This window comes from Longimicrobium sp., from assembly GCF_048594345.1.
In the GTDB taxonomy this organism is placed as follows: Bacteria; Gemmatimonadota; Gemmatimonadetes; order Longimicrobiales; family Longimicrobiaceae; genus Longimicrobium.
Genome location: NZ_JBMDXM010000125.1, coordinates 72,143 through 80,782, shown reverse-complemented (window position 1 = coordinate 80,782; position 8,640 = coordinate 72,143). Strand labels below are relative to the sequence as shown.

Genomic DNA, 8,640 nt, shown 5'->3' with positions numbered 1-8,640 from the left:
GGGGGGGGGGAGGGTGTTTCGGTTGGTGTTGTCGGTGGGGGCGGGGGGGTGGGCCACCCCGGGCCCCACGTTTGCTTCTCCATCTACTCCCAGCACTCGCACCAGCCGGTCTGGCCGCCGATGCAGGTGCCGCTCACCCAGCCGTTGTCGCGGCACTCGCGGTGGCAGGCGCCGGAGTAGCACACGGCGTCGCGACCTTCGGCAGAGGCGGGGACGGCGAACGCGCTCTGCGCACCGGCGCCGATCGATACCGCCACGGCGGCGGCAAAGGCAAGGCGGCTGACCTGGATCCGTCGGGACATCTGCATCCTCCTGATCGCGTGGGTTCCTCCTGGTGAGCAGGAAAGATGTGCCCACGCCATCTACTGCGCAAACCGTCGCTTAGTGTACCCGTTGGAGCCCTGGCACCATGATCACCATCCGCCTGTCCACCCGCATAGCCGCGCCGCGCGAGCGCGTGTTTGACCTTACGCGCAGCATCGACCTGCACACGCGTTCGCTCAGCTGGACGCGCGAGGTACCGGTGGCCGGGCGGACGAGCGGGTTGATCGGGTTGGGCGAGACGGTGACGTGGCGCGCGTGGCACCTGGGCGTGCGCCAGCGCCTCACCAGCCGCATCAGCGCGTACGATCGGCCGGCGTACTTTCAGGACGTGATGGTGCGCGGCGCGTTCGCCTGGATGGAGCACGACCACTGGTTCGACGCCACGCCCGACGGCGGCACGGTGCTGCGCGACGAGTTCCGCTTCGCCGCGCCGCTGGGCGTGCTGGGGCGCATCGCGGAGACGGTGGTGCTGCGGCGCTACATGACGCGCTTTCTGGAGCGCCGCAACGCCGTGATCAAGAGCGTTGCGGAGTCGGATGAGTGGACGCAGTTTCTGCGGGAGTAGCGCGGCCCGGCGGCCGGGCCCGCGCGGCCGCTCGAACCCGATCTCCGCGACAGCATGAGCACGTTCAATCGCTGGAACCTTGAGCCCGACGTGGCGCCCCAGGGGGATGAGTTTCTCGCGTCGTCCGAGGCGTTCCCCGGCGTCTACGGCGAGGGGGAAACGCGCGAGGAGGCGATCGACAACTTCTGGGAGATGGTCGACTTCATCGGCGATCTGGCCCGCGCGCCCGACTGGCCGCACGACCGCACGCCGTACCTGGACGAGTGGGAGACCCCGCCCGAGGACGCGCTCCCAACCGATGACGATGACGACGAACTGCCGCCGTGGAAGGCCGAGGGTGCCGACGGCGACCTGCCGCCGTGGAACCCGGAGCCGTGGAAGGCGGAGTGAATCCATCCCCACGTCGCCACGATTGGTGCTGCGCAAAATTCGAAAGCCCCGCTCTGCTGGCGGGGCTTTCGTGCATCCGTGAACCGGGCGACAGGGCTCAGAGGGTGTTGCCAAACCTCACCTGCTCACAAAGGGGGCACGGTGTCATCCTGAGTGAGCGCACCTCCGTACCTTTCATAACCACAGAAGCATGCGCGCGACCGAAGGATCTTTGTCGGGTCGCGACGGGCCAGCTCCTCGGGAGCCGTTCAAGTGCGGGCAAGGTCCTTCGGTCGGCGCCAAAGTGCCTCTCCATCAACGGGCTCGGAGCGGCGCCTCCCTCAGGAAATCAAGCCCTTGGTAGAGTTTTGGACAACTTCTCAGGCTCAGGATCAGGGATCCGCGCCGGCGTCGGCAGTGGTGGAGGTGGGGTGCACCTGGCGGCGCGTCCAGATCAGCACGGCGCCGCATCGTGCCTCCGGGCTGTGGAACTCGGCCGGGACCGCGGCCGGGTCCAGGTAGATCTCGATTCCGTCCACCAGCGTCTGGTCCACGGTGTAATCCACCATCGCCGGCTCCAACTCGCCGGACGCCGAGCGCGAGTTCACGAGCTGGGCGTCCAGCAGCACCCGCAGCGGGCACTCCACCCCCTGCACGCCGCTGCCCTCGGCCTCGCGGCGCGCGAACAGAAAGCGGTTCTCGCCCAGCCGGCCGGTGCGGCGCACCAGCACGCCCGGCGTCAGCGCGATCATGTCGCTGATGTACCCCGGCCGCACCGCCGATACCTGCTCCCGGGTCACGTACGCGCCGCCGCCGTTGCGCAGCCGGTGGTGAAAGCCCAGCTGCCGTGGCGATGGAATCTGCTGCGTCCGCGTCAGCACGGTGACGGGAATCCTCACCTGTTCCCCTTTCCGCATCCGCACCTCGATGTTCTGGTACGGAAACGCCCCGGTGACCACCTGGCCCGCCACGTCCGGGTAGCCGGGGCTGCGCACCTGCAGGCGAAACACGCCCAGCCGGCCCACCGTCACGCTAAAGTTGCCGACGGAATCCGCGTGTCGCCTGCGCCATCCCGCCCACCCGTCGTGCACCCGCACCTGCGCGTCGGGGATGGGTTGGCCCGTGGCGTCGTCGATGACGATGCCGTCGATGCGGACCTGCGAGGCCAGCGGCGGGACGGCGCAGACGGAAAGAAGGCAGATGAGCAGCGAGATCCGGCGCATCGTGCGTGCATCCCGGGGAGGGTCGCGTCGAGGGATCTCCTATTGTACGAATGCGGATATCCGTCGCGCCAGCTTTTTGGAAATCCGCCTGAATCGCCGTGGTTTTCGCGCGGGTGGCGATCTGGACCTACGCCGCCGGCAGCCCGTCGCGGATGACTTTTTCCACCGCGGCGATGAAGACGTCGATCTCGGCGGGGGTGGTGTAGACGTTGGGGGTAATGCGGACGCCTTTGACGGCGATGTGGACGATGGGCGTGGCCAGGATACGGTGCTTGTCGAACAGGTGCTGCACCAGCGCGCCGGGCTCGATGCCGTCGATGCTGAAGTTGGCCAGGCCCACGGCAAAGCCGGGGCGCAGGCTGGTGTTCATGCGCACGCGGTCGTGGCGCATCAGCGCGCGGGCCCAGCGGTCGCGCAGGTACACCATCCGCGCCGCCTTTCGCTCCAGCCCGATCCCCTCCGAAAACATCAGCGCCTCCGCCACGGCAAGGAAGTTGGCGGCCGGATGCGTGCCGATCTCCTCGAACTTGCGGATGTTGGCGTCCAGCTTTGCATCCGCCGCCTGTAGCGGCCATACGCCGGGAATGCGGTCGCGGCGCACGTACAGCAGGCCGGTGCCGTGCGGCGCGTACAGCCACTTGTGCAGGCTGCTTGCGTAGTAGTCCGCGCCCAGCTCGTCGCGGGTGAACGGAAATTGCGCGAACGCGTGGGCGCCGTCCACGATTACCGGCAGCCCGCGCCGGCGCGCCATCTCCACCACGGCGCGGACGGGAAGGATCTGCCCCGTCAGGTTGATCATGTGGCTCATGTGGATGAGCCGGGTGCGCGGCGTGATGGCGGCCTCGAAGCGGCGCACCACCTCGTCCGGGTCCTCCGCGGGGACGGGGAGCGATACCTGGCGCAGTACGATGCCCTCGCGGCGCTCGCGCTGCTGCCAGGTGGTGATCATCCGCGGATAGTCCTGATCGCTGGTCACCACCTCGTCGCCACGCCGCAGGTCAAAGCCCTGCTGGCAGATCTGCAGGCTTTCCGACGCGCCGCGCGTCACCGCCACCTCCTCCGCGTCGCAGCCGAACATCCGCGCCAACCCGGCGCGCACGCCTTCGCGCTGCGGCTCCAGCACGCGCCACATGGTGTAGACCGGCGCCTGGTTGCTGAAGTCCAGGTGCCGCTTCATCGCGTCCTGCACGATGGCGGGGCTGGGGCTTACGCCGCCGTTGTTCAGGTTGATGATGGACCGGTCCACCGTGAACGCCTGCTGCACGGTGAACCAGAAATCCTCGTCCTCCGCGATCTGCTGGGGCGTACCGGGCCGCCGCGCCAGCGCCTCCGTGATCTCTCGCAGCGCATCCCGCCCGGACGGCGCGAACAGGGCGGCGGCCGGTGTGGCGCCGGCGGTGGCGAGAAAGCGGCGGCGGGAGATCATGCGGAGTCCGGCGAGCGAGGAGAGGCGGGGCAGGGGAACGCCGCAAGATAAACGGGGGCGGGCGGGCAATCCAGCGTGATGGCGGAGATCAGGTGACGCGGCGGGCGAGTGATCTCGGTCGGGCGGATGAAGCCCTGAGATCTACACGGGCAAGGTGTCGTTCCGCCTGCAAGGGCGAATAAATTCGCTGCAACAACTACACAAAGTCCACCTTCGTGGACTCGGCGGCCCGACCGTGTGCGGCTCCCATGCACCGGCGCGTCCGCAAACGGGACACCACCCAAGTGGTGCGCGATCCTCTATCGAGATGATGATGGGGCGGCACCGGTGGTCCGGCGCCGCCCCGTCGTTATCAACCGATCCGCAAGCGGTTGATCAGCAGGCACTCAGCGGTGTGCGAGCTGGTGTTCGAAGCGGTCGATCATCTCCATCAGCTTGCGGCGGCGCTTGTGGGTGGTCCGCAGGCCGGTAAGGTAGGTCGCGAAGTCCTCACCGACCCGGTTCATCGTCTCGCGAATCCGGGGCAGGAGCTTGACGGCTTCGCTGTACGCGCGGTCGCCGGTGGCAATCAGGATGTGATCTATCTGTTTCCGATACACCGCAAGCGCCTCATCCGGGTGCTCCGCCTCGCGGATGCGGGCCAGCCGCAGCCAGAGATTCGCCGAGCATCCGCCTTCCTGCGCCTCGCGCCAGGCGGCTTCGCCGTCGCCCTCCCACAGGAATACGCTCACCAGCTCCGACCGTTCGTCCGGCGCCCTGCCGGGCAGGTGGATCATCCCCGCCGTCCGCTTCCTTGCGCGTTCGCGCATACGGGCGAGGGCGCGCTCCCGCCACGATTTCCACGCACCGAATCTGTCCGCGTGCTGCTTGAGAAGCTGGTAATCCGCCAGAAAGGGACGCGCGGCGAACAGCTGCCAGGCAAGCTCCATCGCCTGCTCATGCTCGCCGCGCCGATGATGCTCATCCGCCAGAAAGGTGAGCAGACGGCTGTCCTGGTGAGCCGGGAACGCCTGCAGACCTCGTCGGGCCCACTCCATCGCCCGGTCGTACTTTCCCGCCTCGCGATAGATCTCGGCGATCTGCAGAAAGGCGTGCGGCTGTGACAGGTCGCGGCTGCGGATGGCGACGAGTTCCTCCACGTCGCAGGTGGCTTTTGCCAGCCCCTCCATCATGTGCGTGATTCGCCAGCGATCCATCCCCGGGTCCGCGTCGCGCTCGCCGGGTCGAAGGGCGGGAAGCTGGTCCCACCGGGCGGTGGCCAGGCGGCGATACTCCGCGAGCCCCGCGTCGCCCAACAGTTCCGCGTAGGTTTCCGCCGCGCCGTAAAAGCTGTCGAAGTCCGACCGCATCTCGCCCTCGAACAGCCGCTGGGCAAGCGCGGTGGGATCGGGCCGGGCCTCCGTGCAGACGTCGAGGTGAATCTCCTGCAGCCTGCGCAGCACGTCGCCCACCCTGCCGTCGGAATCGTCGACGGACTGCATGGCGTCTTCAACCTGCCAGATGGCGTGCTCCAGCAGCTCGATGGCGGCGGCCGGATTCGCACCCGCTACCGACGCGATGCCGTCCACCATCTCGTCCAGCACCGCCGCGTACGCGGTCGCTTCGGCGTAGTCGACAAAGTCGGGGATGGTCGTGGCCCGGTCGATGGCGGCGCGCAGCCGCTTGAGCGAGCCCTCGTCCGACCCGCCGGCCGCGTCGCGAAGGAGCAGGCGTTCGCGCAGGTTCTCGTTGACGTCCACCTCCGCCAGGAGGATGGCCCGCAGGCTGTCGGCATCCTGCCGTTCCAGAAAGGCGCGCACCCGGTCCATCGACGGTTCGGCGGGCCGCGCACTCGGGGTGGTGATCACCAGCGTCTCGCCCTGCGCCAGCAGCCACGTCAATCCCACGGCGACGCAGTGCTTGCAGAACCGTACCTCGTCTCCCACCGGGCAGGTGCAATCAAAGGAAAGGCCGGGCTTCTCGGTATCCAGGCGCACCGTGTACGTCTCGGTGCCGCGCACGTGCGCCACCAGCACGCCATCCTGGATCACCAGATCCTCTACGCGGTCCTCATTTGCGTACGCCAGGCCGCGGAGATAGGTCGTGTCTCCCGCCAGGCGGAACAGGAGGTCGGCCGTGAGCACGGCGGGCAGGGTTTCGCTGGACATGGGCGGCGGATCGATGGGCTGGCTGAGGCGCGAAGTGCACAAAGTGGCGCCTCTTCGCGAATCCCGCCAGCCCCCTATCACACCCTGATCCGATGACGTGCCGTCCGCCTGGACGGATGCCGTGCAGCCGCGGCAAAGGCGAATGAATTCGCGGCAACAACTACACGAAATCCACCTTCGTGGATTGGAAGGCGCGGGGTTGTGGGCGGGTGTCGTGCGCGTGGAAAGTGAGGGTTTTACGTGGTGTTCTCCCCTCTCCGCGAGGAACGAGCGGGGAGGGGTCGGGGGAGGGGCACTCCGCGGACGCGGTTGGGATCAACCTGTAAATCGCCGAAGCCCCGTCCGGCGGTGCCGGACGGGGCTTCAGTTTACTGCGCGGCTGCCGGACTTACAGCGGCTTGTCGAGGTCGCGCTGCACGCTGCCCAGGCCGTCCTGCAGCTTGCCCTTGAGCTGGTCCACCTTGCCCTCGGTCTGCAGGCTCTTGTCGCCCGTCAGGCCGCCGATGGCGTCCTTGATGTGGCCGCCGGCATGCTTGAGCTTGCCCTCGATCGAGTTGTCGATACCACGCTCGGTAAGGTTGCGTTCGTCTGCCATCATCCCCTCCTCGGGAAGGTGTTTCGGTCCCCATCCGCCTCGTCAGGGAGAAAGGCAAGAGCCGTACCACATACGGATAAATCGTTGCCACCGCATCACATCGAACGCCATCCGCGAAACAGCTGCCGCGGGGCCAGGGCCATCTGTATCAACCGAAACGCCTACGGCCGCGGCCCGAAGCGCTGCACGATCCAGTCGCCGATGCGCTGCAGGGCCGCGGGCGAGAAGGTTTCCTCGATCTCCGCGTACTCCGACGGGGCACCGGTACGGGCGGTCTGAAAGAGGTGGTTCAGGCCCGGCAGCTTCTCCACCGTGACGTCGCGGTTGCCGCCGGCCTGCAGGGCGCGCCGGATGGCCGCCAGGTTCTCGTCCGCGGGCACCTGCAGGTCCAGCGAGCCGTTGAGCGCCAGCACGGGAACACGCGTGGCCCGCAGCGCCGGCGCCGGGTCGTAGCGCAAAAACCAGCGGTACCACGGCGAGATCAGCTGGTTGACGGCCGCCTCCAGTGTTGCGTCCGATGCGTCCGGCCGGGCGCGCTCCTCCGGCGTGAGCGATGCCTGATACCGCCGTACCCGGTCCGTAAGCCGGGCGTGCAGCGCGGCGCTGTCGGCTTCGGTGGCGATGGCGGTGAACAGCTCCCGCTGCAGCGCGACGGTCCGCTCGATCTCCTGCCCCGATTCGCCGCCGGCGCGGCTGATGAGCGCGCCCTGCGCCATCAGCAGCTCCGCGGACGGCGTCCCGGGGCCCGCCAGCATCACGATGAACCCCACCTCCGGCGTGCGCGACGCCACCAGCGGCGCGATCAGCCCGCCCTCGCTGTGCCCTACGATCCCCACGCGGTCGTCCGCCACGTCCGCCCGCGCCCGCAGCCAGCGCACGGCGGCCTGGGCGTCGCGGGCAAAGTCGTCGGAGGTGGCCGCGGCGAACGCGCCGGTAGAGGCGCCCACGCCGCGGTCGTCCAGGCGCAGCACGGCGATGCCACGGCGGGCAAGGTAGTCCGCCAGCACCAGGAACGGCTTGTGGCCCAGCAGCGTCTCGTCGCGGTCCTGCGGGCCCGATCCGCTCACCAGCAGCACGGCCGGGTGCGGCCCTGCGCCCGGCGGCAGGGTGAGCGTCCCCGCCAGCGTTACGCCAGGCACGGACTGCACGGTCACCGGCTCCTCGCGATACGGAAACGGCGGCCGCGGCAGCTGCGGGCGACGCACCACCATCCCCACGTCCGCGCCGCGTACCATGGTAAGGGGCAGCGCGCCGGCGCCCTGCAGCCACTGGCCGCGCAGCGTGTCGCGGCCCACCCGCTCGGCGCGGTAGCGGGCGCCGATCATCGCCGCCTCGAAGAACGCGGAGTCGCCGTGCACCTCCACGGTGGCCGGGAACGCGGAGCCGTCCTGGTCCACGCTGACGAAGCGGGCGTACAGCGTACCGGCGCTGTCCGCCACCGTCAGCGTGAGCCGCAGCCGGATCGCCCCCGCCTCCAGCGCGCCGCCCCACCCGCCAACAAGTGGGCTCTGCTGCGCCGCAGCGGGCTGTGCCGCGCCCAGCGCGCCGAGCGCTAGGGCAACATGGATCATCCTCATGGAAATTCCTTCCTTGTGTGTATCGACGGGCAACGCACGTCGGTGTCGCCGTGCTCGATTACGTTTCCGCCGCCGCGACGCTTCTTCGTGGCGGACCCTCGCCCGCTCCTGAACCGGAGGCTGAGCACGCCGCGGATGTTCGAATCTGCGCCTTGGCGGTGTGTTGCCAAACCTCACCTGCTCCCCATGGAGGCACGATGTTATCCTGGGGGGGCGCACGTCCGTAACTGTCCTGACCACAGAAGCTTGCGCGCGACCGAAGGATCTTTGTCGGGTCGCGCCAGGCCCAGCCCTCGGGAGCCGTTCAGATCCCTCGGTCAAGCAGACAAGCTCCTTCGGTCGGCGCCAACCCTTTGCGTGCAAGCAGTTGCGGAGCGGCGCCTCTCAGGAAGTCAACGTTTGCTGCGTTTAGCG

8 protein-coding genes are annotated in these 8,640 nt (G+C 68.6%); 2 read left to right on the top strand and 6 right to left on the bottom strand.

Annotated elements, in window-relative coordinates:
• Positions 1-83 precede the first annotated feature (83 nt).
• Positions 84-302 carry a hypothetical protein gene (locus tag ACOJUJ_RS14055; RefSeq protein WP_420127519.1) on the bottom strand — a complete coding sequence of 73 codons (219 nt, stop codon included), beginning with the start codon at positions 300-302 and terminating at the stop codon, positions 84-86.
• A gap of 107 nt (positions 303-409) precedes the next feature.
• Here ACOJUJ_RS14055 and ACOJUJ_RS14050 point away from each other — a divergent pair, with 107 nt between their 5' ends.
• Positions 410-889, top strand: coding sequence for an SRPBCC family protein (locus ACOJUJ_RS14050; protein ID WP_420127518.1), 480 nt, complete (start codon positions 410-412; stop codon positions 887-889).
• A gap of 54 nt (positions 890-943) precedes the next feature.
• Complete coding sequence (locus ACOJUJ_RS14045; RefSeq protein WP_420127517.1) at positions 944-1,279, top strand: hypothetical protein; 336 nt, start codon at positions 944-946, stop codon at positions 1,277-1,279.
• 371 nt (positions 1,280-1,650) lie between these two features.
• Here the strand turns inward: ACOJUJ_RS14045 and ACOJUJ_RS14040 are convergent, their stop codons facing one another.
• The 5 genes from ACOJUJ_RS14040 to ACOJUJ_RS14020 form a co-directional block, all read right to left on the bottom strand.
• Positions 1,651-2,481 carry a carboxypeptidase regulatory-like domain-containing protein gene (locus ACOJUJ_RS14040; protein WP_420127516.1) on the bottom strand — a complete coding sequence of 277 codons (831 nt, stop codon included), beginning with the start codon at positions 2,479-2,481 and terminating at the stop codon, positions 1,651-1,653.
• Between the two features lie 127 nt (positions 2,482-2,608).
• Positions 2,609-3,907, bottom strand: a complete 1,299-nt coding sequence (locus ACOJUJ_RS14035; protein ID WP_420127515.1) for an aminotransferase class V-fold PLP-dependent enzyme — start codon at positions 3,905-3,907, stop codon at positions 2,609-2,611.
• A 386-nt stretch (positions 3,908-4,293) separates the two neighbouring features.
• Positions 4,294-6,054, bottom strand: coding sequence for an SWIM zinc finger family protein (locus ACOJUJ_RS14030; protein WP_420127514.1), 1,761 nt, complete (start codon positions 6,052-6,054; stop codon positions 4,294-4,296).
• Between the two features lie 388 nt (positions 6,055-6,442).
• A complete protein-coding gene (locus ACOJUJ_RS14025) occupies positions 6,443-6,652 on the bottom strand; it encodes a CsbD family protein (protein ID WP_420127513.1) in 210 nt (69 codons plus the stop codon).
• Positions 6,653-6,810: 158 nt separating this feature from the next.
• Positions 6,811-8,226 (bottom strand): alpha/beta hydrolase family protein, encoded by a 1,416-nt coding sequence (locus tag ACOJUJ_RS14020; RefSeq protein WP_420127512.1) that lies wholly within the window; start codon positions 8,224-8,226, stop codon positions 6,811-6,813.
• Positions 8,227-8,640: the final 414 nt, after the last annotated feature.